Here is a 14,032-nt window from a genome sequence, read left to right as displayed (position 1 = left end):
GTGGCAGACGAGACGACCGCCCGCGTGGGCGTCACCGCCTCGCCTGCGACGTCCTCCCCGCAGACCGTGGTCACCGGTCGCGCTTCGGCGCGGCCGGTGGCCCCGGCCCCGGGCGGACGCCGTGGGACGGGATCGGCCCTCCGCAAGCGCCTGGAGATCGCCTTCTTCGTGGCACCCGCCCTGCTGCTGTTCCTGTTCTTCGTGGTGGTGCCGATCATCAGGGCGATCCAGCTCTCGGCCTACCGCTGGAAGGGGTACGGCCCGCTCGTCGACTTCGTCGGCCTCAAGAACTACGTGAGCGTGCTCCAGAACGACGTCTTCATCGGCGCGCTCCAGCACAACCTGATCATCGTGGTGGCCTCGATCGCCATCCAGCTCCCGCTCGGCCTGGCCATCGCGCTGCTGCTCAACCGCAAGATGTGGGGCCAGGGGGTCCTGCGCACCATCATCTTCGTCCCGTACGTGCTGGCGGAGGTCATCGCCGGCGTCGTGTGGCTGCAGCTGCTGCAGCCGAAGTACGGGGTCATCGACACCCTGCTGGACGCGATCGGCATCAACGGCCCGGAACAGGGCTTCCTGGGCACCCCGGAGTACGCGCTGTGGACGGTCATCGTCGTCCTGACCTGGAAGTACCTGGGTCTCGCGGTGATCCTGTTCCTCGCCGGCCTGCAGGGCGTACCCGAGGAGCTGTACGAGGCGTCCCAGATCGACGGCGCCAGTTGGTGGCAGACGCAGCGCAAGATCACCCTTCCGCTGCTGGGCCCGACCATCCGCACGTGGGCCTTCCTGTCGATGATCGGCTCCCTCCAGCTGTTCGACATGGTCTGGATCCTCACCGGCGGCGGTCCCGCCAACGCGACCACGACGATGGCGACCTTCCTCATCAACGAGGGCACCAAGCGGCAGAACTACGGGATCGCCGGGGCAGCCTCCGTGATCCTCTTCGTCGTCGCCCTCGTCCTGGCCCTGCTGTACCAGCGCTTCATCCTGCGCCGTGACATCCAGGACCCCGCTCTCCAGAAGAAGGCCAAGGCATGAGCGCCGTGACCACGACGTCGCAGACGACCCCGCCGACCACCCCGCTGACCGCCCAGGGCCCGCGACGACGGACGGGGAAGTACCCCGGCGGCAACCCGCTGGTCTACGCCATCGCGCTCGTCGTCGTCGCCGTGACCCTCGGGCCGGTGCTCTACGGCGTGCTGGGCGGGTTCCGGACCAACGCCCAGCTGGCCGAGTCGCCGGCGGGCCTGCCGGACCCGTGGGTGTTCTTCAACTACACCGGGGTCCTGACCAACCCGAGCTTCTGGAAGTACGCGTTCAACTCCACCGTGATCGCGCTGCTCACCACGGCCATCGTCGTGGTCTTCGGGATCATGGCGGCGTACCCGCTGGCCCGGTACAAGTTCAAGGGCCGCGAGAAGATCTTCCTGGTGTTCGTCCTCGGCCTGCTCTTCCCGGCCACGGTGGCGATCATCCCGCTGTTCATCCTGATCACGGACCTGAACATGGGGAACACGTGGTGGGGTGTGGCGCTGCCGCAGGCGGCGTTCGCGCTGCCTGTCACGGTGGTCATCCTGCGGCCGTTCCTGCAGGCCCTGCCGGACGAGCTCGAGGAGGCTGCGCTGCTGGACGGCGCGTCCCGCATCGGCTTCTTCTGGCGGATCCTGCTGCCGCTGTCCGGGCCCGGCATGGTGACGGTCGGCGTGCTCGCGTTCGTCGGCTCCTGGAACGCGTACCTGCTCCCGCTGCTCCTGCTGCAGAGCGACATGAAGACGCTGCCCCTGGGCGTCGCGGACTTCTCGTCGGAGTACTCCTCCGACACCGCCGGCGTCTTCGCGTTCACGACCCTGGCCATGATCCCGGCGCTGGTGTTCTTCCTCGCCATGCAGAAGCGGATCGTCAACGGCCTCCAGGGTGCGGTCAAGGGCTGACCCGTGCGCACCCCCAACGTCACCATCGAAGGAGACAGATCCGTGACGGATCTTCAGACCCTGGCTGTTCCTGCGGCCGTCGACCGGGCGAGCGAGCTGCTCGCCCGGATGACCCTCGAGGAGAAGCTGGCGCAGATCGTCGGGTTCTGGGAGAAGGGCGACGGCGAGGTCGTCGCGCCGCTCCAGGGCGAGTTCACCGTGGAGCAGGGGCTCGACGACGCGACCGTGCACGGCCTCGGGCACATCACCCGCGTGTACGGCACGCGCCCGGTCGACGCGGTCGAGCGGGGCCGCTGGCTCTGGGACCTGCAGCGCCGGCTGGTGCGCGAGACGCGGCTGGGGATCCCGGCGCTCGTGCACGAGGAGTGCCTGACGGGTCTGTCGGCCTGGCGTGCGGCGACGTTCCCGACGCCGCTGGCGTGGGGCGCCTCGTTCGACCCGGACCTCGTGACCGAGATGGGTGCGGCGATCGGCGGGTCGATGCGGGCGCTCGGCGTCCACCAGGGGCTGGCTCCGGTGCTCGACGTGATCCGTGACCCACGCTGGGGCCGGGTCGACGAGTGCATCGCGGAGGACCCGTACGTCGTCGGCACGCTCGGCACGTCCTACGTGCGGGGCCTGCAGTCGACGGGCGTGCACGCCACGCTCAAGCACTTCGTCGGCTACTCCGGCTCGCAGTCCGGCCGCAACTTCGCCCCCGTGCACGCCGGCGGACGCGAGGTCGAGGACGTCCTGCTGGTGCCCTTCGAGATGGCCCTCCTCGACGGCGGCGCGCGCTCGGTCATGAGCTCCTACAACGAGATCGACGGCGTCCCGGTCGCGTCGGACCCGCGGCTGCTCACGGGCGTGCTGCGGGAGCGCTGGGGCTTCGACGGCACCGTCGTCGCCGACTACTTCGGCGTCGCCTTCCTGCAGATCCTGCACGCGGTGGCGGGCGACCTCGGCGAGGCCGCGGGCCAGGCGCTCGCGGCAGGCGTCGACATCGAGCTGCCCACCGGAGACGCCTACCTGACGCCCCTGGCGGAGGCGGTCCGCTCCGGGCGCGTCGACGAGGCGCTCGTCGACCGTGCGGTCCTGCGCGCACTGCAGCAGAAGGACGAGCTCGGGCTGCTGGACGCGACGTTCGACGACGAGCCCCCGGGTCAGGTCGACCTCGACAGCCCCGAGCACCGCCGCATCGCCGCCCGGCTGGCGGAGGAGTCGGTCGTCCTGCTCTCCAACGACGGCACCCTGCCGCTGGCGAACCCGGCTCGCGTCGCCGTCATCGGCCCGAACGCCGACCGCGCCGAGGCGCTGTTCGGCTGCTACTCGTTCCTGAACCACGTCCTCGCGCACCACCCGGAGGTCGAGGTCGGCCTCGCGAGCCCGACGGTCCGCGAGGCTCTCTCCGCCGAGCTCCCCGGCGCCGAGCTCGTCTCCGCGCTCGGCTGTGCGGTCGACGACGACGACCGGGCGGGGTTCGACGAGGCCGTCCGCGCGGCGGCCTCCGCCGAGGTGGCCGTGCTCGTCGTCGGCGACCACGCCGGGCTGTTCGGCCGCGGGACCGTGGGGGAGGGCTGCGACCGCGACGACCTCGAGCTGCCGGGGGTCCAGCGCGAGCTGGTCGAGGCCGTCCTGGCCACGGGCACCCCTGTCGTGCTGGTCCTGCTCACCGGCCGCCCGTACGCGATCGACTGGGCCCTCGAGCGGTCCGCGGCCGTCGTGCAGGCGTTCTTCCCGGGCGAGGAGGGCGGCACCGCGATCGCGGGCGTGCTCTCCGGCCGGGTCAACCCGTCGGGGCACCTGCCGGTGAGCGTGCCGCGCTCCGCCGGCGCGCAGCCGTTCACGTACCTGCACCCGCCGCTGGGCGGGAACGGCGACGTCACCAACCTTCGGAGCACCCCCGCGCTCCCGTTCGGCCACGGGCTGTCGTACACGACGTTCGTGCACAGCGACCTCGAGGTGGATGCGCAGGTGCCCACCGACGGGCACATCGGGGCGAGCGTCCGCGTCACCAACACGGGGGACCGGCCCGGGGCCGATGTCGTGCAGCTGTACGCGCGCGACGTCGTCGGCTCGGTCACCCGCCCGGTGGCGCAGCTCGTCGGGTACCGGCGCGTCCATCTCGAGGCCGGCGAGTCCGCGCTGGTGACCTTCGAGGTACCGACCACGCGGCTCGCGTTCTCCGACCGGGACCACCTCCGCGTGGTCGAGCCGGGCGAGGTCGAGCTCTGGGTGGGTCCGTCGTGCGAGGAGCGGGAGACCGAGGGGCGCACGACGTTCGTCGGTCCGGTCCACCCGGTCGGGGTCGACAGCCCGCGCTGGACCACGGTCTCGGTCACCGGCTGACCCGTCGCAAGGCCGTCATCGCCGGGCGCTCGTGCGATGACGGCTTTGCTGTGCCCTCGTACCGCCCGATCACCCAGCAGTGCCCCTGACCTGCGGATTCGCTCGGCTGCGCCGATCAGGGGACTTCGTTTCAGCGACCTGATAACGATGTCGATAACGTTCTCGAACCATGCACCGCCTTCGCGCCGGCAGGACGCCAGCGCTGTCCCAGCACGTCAACGACGACCTGAGAGGACTACGACATGGGATTCGCGCGCACCGGGAGGTTGATCGCCGCGATCGCCGCCGCGACAGCACTGCTCACCGCCTGCGGAGGCGCGGGCGGCGGAGGCTCCGACGGTGAGCCGGTCACGCTGACGTGGTGGCACAACGGCATCGACGAGCCCCTGAACAGCTACTTCGAGCGGGTGGCCCTGGGGTTCGAGGCCGACCACCCGAACGTCACGATCGAGAACGTGCCCGTGCAGAACGAGGAGCTCAAGGCCAAGCTCGCCGACGCGCTGACGACCGGAGCGTTCCCGGACGTCTTCCAGCAGTGGGGCGGCGGGCAGATGGGCGAGCAGGTGGCGGCGGGCGCACTGCTCGACCTCACGGACGACGTGGGCACCGAGCTCGACCTCATCGGCGGGTCGGCCGCCGGGTGGCAGCTGGGCGGCCGGACGTACGGGCTGCCGTTCAGCATGGGTGTCGAGGGGTTCTGGTACAACCGCGCGCTGTTCGCCCAGGCCGGCATCGAGTCGCCCCCGCTCATCCAGGAGGACCTGGACGAGGCCGTGCGCAAGCTCCGGGAGGCGGGCATCGTGCCCATCGCCGTGGGGGCCGGCGACACGTGGCCGGCGGCGCACTACTGGTACAACTACGCGCTGCGCTCCTGCGACCCCGACACGATGGCCGTGGCCGGCGCGGAGAAGGACTTCAGCGACCCGTGCTTCGAGCGGGCGGGCAGGGACCTGGCGGCCTTCCTCGAGACGTCGCCGTTCCAGGACGGGTTCCTGGAGGCGCCCGCGCAGCAGGGTGACACCAGCTCCGCCGCGCTCCTGGCCAACGGCGAGGCGGCGATGGAGCTGATGGGCCACTGGCACCCGGGCGTCATGTCCGGGCTGGCCACGAACGGCGTCGGCCTCGGAGCCGACCTCGGGTGGTTCCCGTTCCCGCTGACCGCGGGCGGTCAGGGCAACGCGTTGTCGGCACTCGGCGGCGGCGACGGGTTCTCGTGCTCGGCGGACGCGCCGCCCGAGTGCGTCGAGTTCCTCCGGTACCTGCTCAGCGTCGACGTGCAGACCGACTATGCCGAGACCGGCGCCGGGCTGCCGGTCACCCAGGGGTCCGAGGCCGGTGTCAGCGACCCGAACATGGCGTCGCTGCTCGCCTTCCGCAACAAGGCGCCCTACGTCCAGCTCTGGCTGGACATCGCGTACGGCAGCACGGTCGGCGGTGCGCTGAACGACGCGGTGGCCGCCCAGTTCGCCGGGACCGGTTCGCCCGCCGACGTCGTCGACGCGATGAACGCCGCCGCCGGCGGCTGAGCCGTGCGTCCCCGTCGACCGGGCTCGACGGGGACGCCGTCCGCAGGGTGACCCTCCGGCCGGCCTGGGCAGGCGCAGTCATACACTCGCGAGCATGACCGTGACGTCCGACAACGCCCCCAGCTCGGCCGGAGCCCCCGCCTCCGGCGTCGACATCAAGCCCCGCTCGCGCACCGTCACCGACGGCCTCGAGGCCACGGCGTCGCGCGGCATGCTCCGCGCGGTGGGCCTCGGTGACGACGACTTCGCCAAGCCCCAGATCGGCGTCGCCAGCTCCTGGAACGAGATCACGCCCTGCAACCTGTCGCTCCAGCGGCTGGCGCAGGCGGCGAAGGCGGGCGTGCACGCGGCGGGCGGCTACCCGCTCGAGTTCGGCACCATCTCGGTGTCCGACGGCATCTCGATGGGCCACGAGGGCATGCACTTCTCGCTGGTCAGCCGGGACATCATCGCCGACTCGGTGGAGACCGTCATGCAGGCCGAGCGCCTCGACGGCTCGGTGCTGCTGGCCGGCTGCGACAAGTCGCTGCCGGGCATGCTGATGGCGGCCGCGCGCCTCGACCTGGCTAGCGTGTTCCTGTACGCCGGGTCCATCGCCCCGGGCTGGGTCAAGCTCGAGGACGGCACCGAGAAGGACGTCACCATCATCGACGCGTTCGAGGCCGTCGGCGCGTGCGCGCGCGGGCTCATGAGCCGCGAGGACGTCGACCGCATCGAGCGTGCCATCTGTCCCGGCGAGGGTGCGTGCGGCGGCATGTACACCGCCAACACGATGGCGTCGGTCGCCGAGGCGATCGGCATGTCGATCCCCGGCTCCGCCGCCCCGCCGTCGGCCGACCGCCGTCGCGACGCGTTCGCCAAGAAGTCCGGCGAGGCCGTCGTGGAGCTGCTCCGCAAGGGCATCACGGCGCGCCAGATCATGACCAAGGAGGCCTTCGAGAACGCGATCGCCGTGGTCATGGCCTTCGGCGGCTCGACCAACGCGGTCCTGCACCTGCTCGCCATCGCGCACGAGGCCGAGGTCGACCTCACGCTCGCCGACTTCTCGCGCGTCGCGGCCAAGGTGCCGCACCTGGGCGACCTCAAGCCGTTCGGCCGCTACGTCATGAACGACGTCGACCGCATCGGCGGCGTCCCGGTCGTCATGAAGGCGCTGCTCGACGCGGGCCTCCTGCACGGCGACTGCCTCACGGTCACAGGCAAGACGGTCGCGGAGAACCTGGCGGACGTGAACCCGCCGGACCCGGACGGCAAGATCCTGCGCGCGCTGGACAACCCGATCCACAAGACCGGTGGCATCACGATCCTGCACGGCTCGCTGGCACCCGAGGGCGCCGTGGTGAAGTCCGCCGGCTTCGACTCCGACGTGTTCGAGGGCACCGCCCGCGTGTTCGAGCGGGAGCGTGCCGCGATGGACGCGCTCGAGGACGGCACGATCGTCGCCGGCGACGTCGTCGTCATCCGCTACGAAGGCCCCAAGGGCGGTCCGGGCATGCGCGAGATGCTCGCCATCACGGGCGCGATCAAGGGTGCGGGCCTCGGCAAGGACGTGCTGCTGCTCACCGACGGCCGCTTCTCGGGTGGCACCACCGGCCTGTGCGTCGGGCACGTGGCTCCCGAGGCCGTCGACGGCGGGCCGATCGCGTTCGTCCGCGACGGCGACCGCATCCAGCTGGACGTCGCCAACGGGAAGCTCGACCTGCTCGTCAGCGCAGAGGAGCTCGAGGCCCGCAAGGCCGGCTGGGCACCGCTGCCCCCCACCTACACGCGCGGGGTGCTGGCCAAGTACGCGAAGCTGGTGCAGTCGGCGTCGAAGGGCGCCGTGCTGATCTGATGCCGTCCAGCCCACGGCCCGGTTCCTCGGCGAGGGGCCGGGCCGTGCGCGTTTCCCATCGTCAAAGCCCGGACAGAGAGGGCGTCGTGCCACTAGCGTCATCGGCGTTGTGACCCGCATCGACGACGATGAGAGAGAGACGCGCCCATGACGATCCTTCGACGCTCCCTTCTGGCGGCCAGCCTGGTGGGAGCGCTCCTGCTCCTGGCGGTCGCGCCGGCGAACGCTGCCAGCAAGGTCTACTACTACTCGGACTGCACAGTGACCGTCTCGAACGACAGCAACGACGCGTACACGAAGGGGAGCTGCCGCAACATGGTGGCCCGGCACCAGTACTTCGCGAGCGACTCCGGAGGGACGCACTGGACGTCGTACGACAACTACTCCGCCCTCCTCGGTTCCCCCGACGCTGCTGAGCTCATCAAGTCGCAGCACCGGTGGGTGCGCGGGGTGAACACCGTCGTCGAGGTCTACCTGAACCGGGCATGACCAGGACGGACACCGTGACCACGAGGGCGCTGCGCTGCGGCGCCCTCGTGGCCGTCACGGCGGTGTTCCTGGCGGCCTGCTCCACCGGCGCGCCTGCCACGCAGCCGGTGCCGGGAGCCGGGCTCGAGGGTGCGGAGCTCATCGGCTACTACGGGACGCTGGCCGAGTCCAACGGGGCCGGACAGCCGCAGATCGACGTGCTCCKGGCGGCGGAGCAGTCGGGCGAGCTGACGTTCGAGGCGGTCTCCGCGCTGGTCGAGGCGTCGTTCGCGTGCATGGCGGAGGCGGGCATCTCGCACGAGGAGCAGGCACCGCGCGAGATCGTGTCGGGCCGCCTGAAGCCCGTCTACAACTTCAGTGCCACGGCGGAGGGGATGACCGAGGACGAGGTCCTGGACGCCGCCGACGCGTGCCTCGACGAGCACTCGTTCTGGGCGGAGATGGCGCTGGGAGACCCGCGGCTCTACCGGGACGAGCTCGACGCGGAGCTGCGCGCGCAGCTGCCGACCGTCCTGGCGTGCCTGACGGAGAACGACGTCGAGGTGCCGGCCGACGCGGAGCTCGACGAGGTCCGGCAGGCGTCGCTGGACCTGGCGCTGGCGACCGACGAGGCATCCGGCGGCGACGAGATGATCATCTGCACCAGGCAGGAGCCGTTCGCCCAGCAGTGAGGTCGGCGGCGTCTGTCGCGCTCAGCCGCCCGCGATCGCCCGCAGGGCCGCGAGGTGCTGGCGCAGCGCCTCGCGGCCGGCCGGGGTCAGCTTCAGCCAGGTGCGCGGACGCTTGCCCACGTACCCCTTGCGCACGTGCACGTACCCGGCCTGCTCGAGGGCGGTCACGGCCTTGCTGAGCGCGGAGTCGCTGATCTGCACGGCGTCCCGGACGGCGGCGAACTCGGCCTCGTCCGTGGCGGCCAGGGCGGCGACGACGGAGAGTCGCACGGGGGAGTGGATGACGTCGTCCAGCCGGGCGCGCGCCTCCTCCCCGACGGAGTCGCTCCCGGGGAGCGGGGGCATCAGGCGCGTCCCTCGCGCCAGGCGCCGACGGCCAAGGGTGCGGTGACGACGACCGAGGCGAGCAGCCAGAACAGGACGGACTCGCGCAACCAGGTGAGCCCGACGATGAGGGTGACCCCGTAGGCGACACCCCAGCCCCGGATCGCGACCCACCAGCGTCGGGGCATGCCCTCCTTGGTCACCAGGGCACCCCGGAGCAGGGCGAACGCGAGGACCGCGGCCGTCGCCATGTAGGCGCCGCACAGCACGAGCGCTCCGGTGTCGTCGGGGATCGTGCTCAGGCCGACGTAGAACATGAACGTGCTGGTCGCCAGGCCGGTGAGCCACTGGGCGTGCCGGTTCTGGCCGGCGGCGCGCAGGGAGCCGGCGGCTCCGGCGCTCATGGCGAGCAGCTGGCGGGCCTCGTCGGGGGTGGGGTTGGTGGAGGTCATGAAAGTACTTTCCACTAGTGAAACTACTTTCGCAAGAGTCTGACGACGACAGGCCCGCTCCGGAGGGGGAGCGGGCCTGCCGTCGCGCGGTGTCGGCGCCGTCGTGCCTACTTGATCGACCCCCGCGTGACCCCGGAGATGACCCAGCGCTGGCTGAAGATGTAGACGACCAGCAGCGGCGCCATGGCCATGAGGTAGGACGCGAACGCCACCGTGTAGTCGGTGTTGAACTGCCCCTGGAACACGTACTGCGCGAGCGGGAGCGTCCGGGCTCCCGGGTCGGTGAGCACCACGAGCGGCATGATGAAGTCGTTCCAGGCCCACACGCAGGTGAGGATGCCGACCGTCGCGTTCATCGGGGTCAGCAGCGGGAAGATGATCTGCCGGAACACCCGCCAGGTCGACGCACCGTCGACCCGCGCTGCCTCCTCCAGCTCGATCGGGATCGAGCGGATGTAGGCGGTGTAGATGAAGATGTTCAGCGACAACCCGTAGATCGTGTAGAGCAGGATCATCCCCGCCTGGTTGTCGAGACCCAGGAGCGACGTCTGCTTCACGAGCGGCAGCATGATGATCGGGAACGGGATGAACAGGGCGGCCAGCAGGTAGAAGAAGACGCCCTTGAAGAACGGCCGGTGGATGTTGCGTGCGATGCCGTACGCGACGACCGAGCTGGTGAGCAGCGTGAGGACGACCGCCCCGACGGTGATCATCGCGGTGTTCATGAGCGCCTGGGGGAAGCTCGTCCGCTCCCACGCCTCGGCGAAGTTCTCCCAGCGGATCGGGTTCGGCCACTCGAAGCCGGTGCCGGCGGCGAGCTGGTCGGGAGTCTTCAGGGCGACGACGACGGCCAGGTACAGCGGGATCAGGATCGTCAGCGAGCACACCGCGATCAGCGCGGTCACCCACCAGTTGATCTTGCGCGAGTCGTCGTCGGCGACGTTCTTGGTGCGACGGCGCCGGGGCTCGGGAAGGACGGCCTCGGCCTGGCCGAGCGCGGTTCCTGCGGTGGTCATCAGAAGTCCGCCTCTCTGCGCTGAAGGACCTTGAACTGGAACAGCGAGACGATCGTGATGACGATGAAGAAGATCACCGCGTTCGCCGACTGGTAGGCGAACTCCCCGCCGGAGAACCCGCCTCGGAAGATGAGCAGGGTCACGGACTCCGTCGCCGTGCCCGGACCGCCGTTCGTCAGGGCGACGATCTGGTCGAAGACCTGCAGGAAGCCCTTGAGGCTCAGCACGACGTTGATCGTGAAGAACGCGCTGATCAGCGGGAAGGTGATCGACGAGAACTGGCGCCAGGGCTTGGCGCCGTCCAGGGACGCGGCCTCGTAGAGCTCGCGCGGGATCGTCTGCAGCCCGGACAGGTAGATGATGATCGTGAAGGCGCAGGCCTGCCAGACAGCGAGCGCGACGATCGCGGYCCACGCCCACGTCTCGTTCGTGAGGATGTTGTCGGCGATGAGCGGGATGCCCGACAGGATCTTCGGCAGCGAGCTGGAGAACAGGAACTGGAACACGTAGCCGATGACCAGGGCCGCCAGCACGTAGGGCACGAAGTAGACCCCGCGCCACAGGTTGCGCGCCATGATCTTGGCGTTCAGGCCCATCGCGATGGCCAGCGAGATCGCGTTCGTCAGGATGGTCGCGGCGATCGCGAACAGGAACGAGAACCCGTAGGCCGCCAGGATGCGGTCGTCCTTGAACAGGTTGGCGTAGTTGGACAGGCCGACGAAGTTCCACCCGCCGTAGCCGGCGTAGTTGGTGAAGCTGTAGAAGATGCCGACGAGCACCGGGATGGTGTGGAACAGGAAGAACGCGATGACCGCGGGCCAGACCATCCAGTAGAACGTGGACTGCGCGCGGCCGACCTTGACGGGCGGGACCGTCGTGCGACCGGTGCCGCCGGCCGTGGGTGGGGCCGGTGGGGCTTGCGTGGAGGACGTCATCGTCATTCTCCCGTCACGGGGATGGTGCGAGCGGCGACCTTGCTCCACTCGCTGTCGAGGGTGGCGAGCGCGGCCTCCGCGTCGCCGCTGAACAGGAACTGCTGGTCGATGGCCGCCAGCGGGATGCTGGGCGGGATCTGGTGGTCGATGAAGCCGGCGATGCGGCCCTCGTCGAAGTACGGCGCGACCGACTGGATCGCCGGCTCGTCGCTCAGCTCGGCACCCTTCACGGACGGGACCATGTTCTGCGAGGCGGCGAACTCCTCGATCACGTCCTTCTGGAACAGGTACTCGACGAACCGCAGCGCCTCCTCCTGGCGCGGTGAGTCCTTCGCCATGGTCACGACGACGTCGACGCCGGAGACGAGCACGCGGTCGTCCGGGTCGTCGGTGGCCGGGTACGGGAAGATCCCCGCCCGGATGTCGGGGTTGATCCCCTTGATCGGGCTCAGCGCCCAGATGCCCTGCAGGAGCATGGCGACGTCGCCGTTCGCGAACGCGGCGTTGCCGTCGTCGTAGGTCGCTCCCCGGTAGCCGTCCTGCATGTACCCGAACAGCTCGTACTGCTGGTCCATCGCCTCGGCGAAGTCCTTCTCGAACGACACCTCCGAGTCGGGTCCGGTGTCCTCGCCCTGTGCGCGCATCGCGTCGAAGAAGCCGTCCATCGCGGGGTAGGCGCCGAGCGCGTTCCACGACGGCATCCCGGTCCACGAGTCGGCCAGGGTGCCGTAGAACGGGGTGATGCCGGCGGCCTCGAGCGCGTCGCACACGGCGATGAGCTCGTCCCAGGTCTCGGGGACCTCGAGGCCCTGCTCCTCGAAGATGTCCTGGTTGTAGATGACCCCGTTGGCGTTGTTGACGTAGCCGAGGCCGCTCACCTCGTCGCCGTACGTGCCGAGGTCCGCGATGATCTCCTGCACCGCCGGGTTGATGGTGTCGAGCACGGGCTCGTCGGAGAAGTCGTAGAACACCCCGGCCTCCGCCAGGCGACCGAAGTTGCCGCTCGCGTTGAGCGTGATGACGTCCGGTGCCTTGTCCTTGACCAGCAGCGTCCGGATGGCCGTGTCCGCGTCCGCGACCTGGTTCTGCACGACGCGGATGTCGGGGTTCTCCGCCTCGAAGTCGGCGATGATCTGGCTGAAGTCCTCGAGCGCCTCACCCTTGAACTGGAAGAAGTTCAGGGTGGTCACGCCGTCGGACGGTTCGTTCGCACAGYCGCCGACGGCCGCCAGCAGGACGACCGCCCCGGCTGCCGCTGCCGCGCGACCTCGTCGCGTCATTCGGTGTCTCATCGTGCGCCTCCTTGCGCCTGGTGTGGTGCTCCGTCCTCGGCTGTCAGCTCGATGACGGTGGATCTCTCGGGGTGCTGGACGGGTGGTCGCAGGCCGACGGTGTCGAGCTCGCGGCCCGTGAGCGTCGTGTCGTACGCCTGCCACGCGAGCTCCGACTGGGCCGCGGTGCTCGTCGAGCCGCCCACCGTCCGGAGCCGGTAGCGCCGGCCGGGGTCGAGCCCGGGGATCCGGACCCGTCCCGGCGGGTAGGCGACGGTCGTGCCGGTCTGCGTGAGCGTGAAGACGGCCGACGAGCCGTCTGCCGCGACGACGCCGCGGACGTCGATGCCGGGCTCGGTGCCGTCGACGTCGACGGTGCGGCCGGTCGCGACCAGGGGGCGGACGCGCTTGGCGTACTCCACCCACGCGGCGATGCGGGTGCGGGTCTCGGCGTCGGTCGTGGTGAGGTCCCACTCGATCCCGACGTGCCCGAGGATGGCGACGGCGGCGCTGAGGTCGAGGTCGACCGTCCGGCCGGTGGAGTGCACGACGGGGCTGGTCAGGTGCATGCCCATGAGCTCCGGCGGCACCACCAGCGCCGTGTACCGCTGGTTGGCCAGTCGCTCGAGCGGGTCGAGGGTGTCGCTGGTCCAGATCCGGTCGGTGCGGGCCAGGATGCCGAGGTCGACCCGCGCCCCCCCGGAGGCGCAGCTCTCGATCTCCAGTCCGGGGTGCGCGGCCTTGAGCTCGTCCAGCAGCCGGTAGAGGGCGAGCGTGTGCTCGCGGACGCGGGGGACCCCCTGCGGTCCGCTGCCGGCGTCGAGCAGGTCGCGGTTGTGGTCCCACTTCAGGTACGCGATCGGGTACTCCGCCACCAAGGCGTGCAGGCGCTCCGCCACGTAGGCGTAGGCGTCCGGGTGCGCGAGGTCGAGCACCTGCTGCTGGCGCGCCGACGGTGGCAGCGACATCCGTCCGCGCAGGATCCAGTCGGGGTGCTGGCGCGCGAGGTCGCTGTCGGGGTTGACCATCTCGGGCTCCACCCACAGCCCGAACTCCATGCCGCGGCCGCGGACGTGGTCCACGAGGGGATGCAGGCCCTCCGGCCAGACGGTCGCGTCGACGTACCAGTCGCCCAGGCCTGCGGTGTCGTCGCGACGGCCGGCGAACCAGCCGTCGTCGAGCACGAACCGCTCGACCCCGACGGACGCGGCGGCGTCCGCCAGCGCCGTGAGGCGCTCGAGGGAGTGGTCGAAGT

The 14,032-nt window shown here is 70.4% G+C and carries 13 protein-coding genes; 7 read left to right on the top strand and 6 right to left on the bottom strand.

Annotated elements, in window-relative coordinates; translation table 11 throughout:
• The 7 genes from ACXJKF_RS15100 to ACXJKF_RS15070 all read left to right on the top strand — a co-directional run bounded on the left by ACXJKF_RS15100 (window position 1) and on the right by ACXJKF_RS15070 (window position 8,779).
• Window positions 1-1,038 (top strand): carbohydrate ABC transporter permease, encoded by a 1,038-nt coding sequence (locus tag ACXJKF_RS15100; protein WP_456788529.1) that lies wholly within the window; start codon window positions 1-3, stop codon window positions 1,036-1,038.
• Window positions 1,035-1,931 carry a carbohydrate ABC transporter permease gene (locus ACXJKF_RS15095; protein ID WP_456788528.1) on the top strand — a complete coding sequence of 299 codons (897 nt, stop codon included), beginning with the start codon at window positions 1,035-1,037 and terminating at the stop codon, window positions 1,929-1,931. The genes ACXJKF_RS15100 and ACXJKF_RS15095 overlap by 4 nt, the downstream gene beginning before the upstream one ends.
• Window positions 1,932-1,973: 42 nt before the next feature.
• Entirely contained in the window at window positions 1,974-4,259 is a 2,286-nt protein-coding gene (locus tag ACXJKF_RS15090) for a beta-xylosidase/alpha-l-arabinosidase (protein WP_456788527.1), read from the top strand.
• Window positions 4,260-4,501: 242 nt separating this feature from the next.
• A complete protein-coding gene (locus ACXJKF_RS15085) occupies window positions 4,502-5,785 on the top strand; it encodes an extracellular solute-binding protein (protein ID WP_456788526.1) in 1,284 nt (427 codons plus the stop codon).
• Window positions 5,786-5,879: 94 nt separating this feature from the next.
• Window positions 5,880-7,619, top strand: a complete 1,740-nt coding sequence (ilvD, locus tag ACXJKF_RS15080; protein WP_456788525.1) for a dihydroxy-acid dehydratase — start codon at window positions 5,880-5,882, stop codon at window positions 7,617-7,619.
• Window positions 7,620-7,766: 147 nt separating this feature from the next.
• Window positions 7,767-8,108 carry a hypothetical protein gene (locus ACXJKF_RS15075; RefSeq protein ID WP_456788524.1) on the top strand — a complete coding sequence of 114 codons (342 nt, stop codon included), beginning with the start codon at window positions 7,767-7,769 and terminating at the stop codon, window positions 8,106-8,108.
• Window positions 8,105-8,779: a hypothetical protein gene (locus tag ACXJKF_RS15070; RefSeq protein ID WP_456788523.1), complete on the top strand. Its 675-nt coding sequence runs from the start codon at window positions 8,105-8,107 to the stop codon at window positions 8,777-8,779. The genes ACXJKF_RS15075 and ACXJKF_RS15070 overlap by 4 nt, the downstream gene beginning before the upstream one ends.
• A 21-nt stretch (window positions 8,780-8,800) precedes the next feature.
• Here the strand turns inward: ACXJKF_RS15070 and ACXJKF_RS15065 are convergent, their stop codons facing one another.
• The 6 genes from ACXJKF_RS15065 to ACXJKF_RS15040 form a co-directional block, all read right to left on the bottom strand.
• Complete coding sequence (locus tag ACXJKF_RS15065) at window positions 8,801-9,124, bottom strand: winged helix-turn-helix domain-containing protein (protein WP_456788522.1); 324 nt, start codon at window positions 9,122-9,124, stop codon at window positions 8,801-8,803.
• A complete protein-coding gene (locus ACXJKF_RS15060) occupies window positions 9,124-9,555 on the bottom strand; it encodes a hypothetical protein (protein ID WP_456788521.1) in 432 nt (143 codons plus the stop codon). The genes ACXJKF_RS15065 and ACXJKF_RS15060 overlap by 1 nt, the downstream gene beginning before the upstream one ends.
• Before the next feature lie 107 nt (window positions 9,556-9,662).
• Window positions 9,663-10,571 carry a carbohydrate ABC transporter permease gene (locus ACXJKF_RS15055; protein ID WP_456788520.1) on the bottom strand — a complete coding sequence of 303 codons (909 nt, stop codon included), beginning with the start codon at window positions 10,569-10,571 and terminating at the stop codon, window positions 9,663-9,665.
• Window positions 10,571-11,506: a carbohydrate ABC transporter permease gene (locus ACXJKF_RS15050; RefSeq protein WP_456788519.1), complete on the bottom strand. Its 936-nt coding sequence runs from the start codon at window positions 11,504-11,506 to the stop codon at window positions 10,571-10,573. The genes ACXJKF_RS15055 and ACXJKF_RS15050 overlap by 1 nt, the downstream gene beginning before the upstream one ends.
• Window positions 11,507-11,508: 2 nt before the next feature.
• The gene (locus ACXJKF_RS15045; RefSeq protein WP_456788518.1) at window positions 11,509-12,798 is read right to left on the bottom strand and encodes an ABC transporter substrate-binding protein; all 1,290 of its coding nucleotides are present in this window, start codon (window positions 12,796-12,798) and stop codon (window positions 11,509-11,511) included.
• Window positions 12,795-14,032: alpha-galactosidase (locus ACXJKF_RS15040; protein WP_456788517.1), on the bottom strand; the 1,238-nt coding region annotated here is incomplete at its 5' end. The genes ACXJKF_RS15045 and ACXJKF_RS15040, both read right to left, overlap by 4 nt.

Source organism: Cellulomonas sp. P5_C5 (assembly GCF_054049655.1).
This window is presented reverse-complemented; position numbering and strand designations above follow the sequence as displayed.